Below are 261 nucleotides of genomic sequence, written 5' to 3'. Positions count from 1 at the left end.
CCAAAATACCATCATCTGTATAAACAGCGCCCAGATGCTCAATATTGCGGTCAATGTAAGAAATATACAAATAAGAGCCTTTGTAAAGGTATGGAAAAGCGATTATGAATGGTCCAGAAAGTATCTCCTAAGCGCTGTGAAGTCAGACCGGAAGGAGCCACTGGAGTAACCGGAGCAACGGGAGTCACTGGAGCAACAGACTCATTAAACGATTCACTGCGCTTCAGGCGGATGCTTAAGCTGTGAAATCCTGTTGCTAGC

1 protein-coding gene is annotated in these 261 nt (G+C 45.2%); it reads left to right on the top strand.

Features of this window, described 5'->3' with window-relative positions; all coding sequences use genetic code 11:
• The first annotated feature begins 108 nt into the window (after positions 1-108).
• On the top strand, positions 109-246 hold the full coding sequence (locus P6709_RS20050; protein ID WP_278242656.1) for a hypothetical protein: 138 nt from the start codon (positions 109-111) through the stop codon (positions 244-246).
• The last annotated feature ends 15 nt before the right edge of the window (positions 247-261 follow it).

The sequence above is a fragment of the Jeotgalibacillus sp. ET6 genome (assembly GCF_029667115.1).
Classification (GTDB): domain Bacteria; phylum Bacillota; class Bacilli; order Bacillales; family Jeotgalibacillaceae; genus Jeotgalibacillus.
This window is presented reverse-complemented; position numbering and strand designations above follow the sequence as displayed.

Coding starts and splice junctions, on each gene's coding strand:
- P6709_RS20050 (WP_278242656.1), top strand. CDS start 109: ATGGTCCAGAAAGTATCTCCTAAGCGCTGTGAAGTCAGACCGGAAGGA.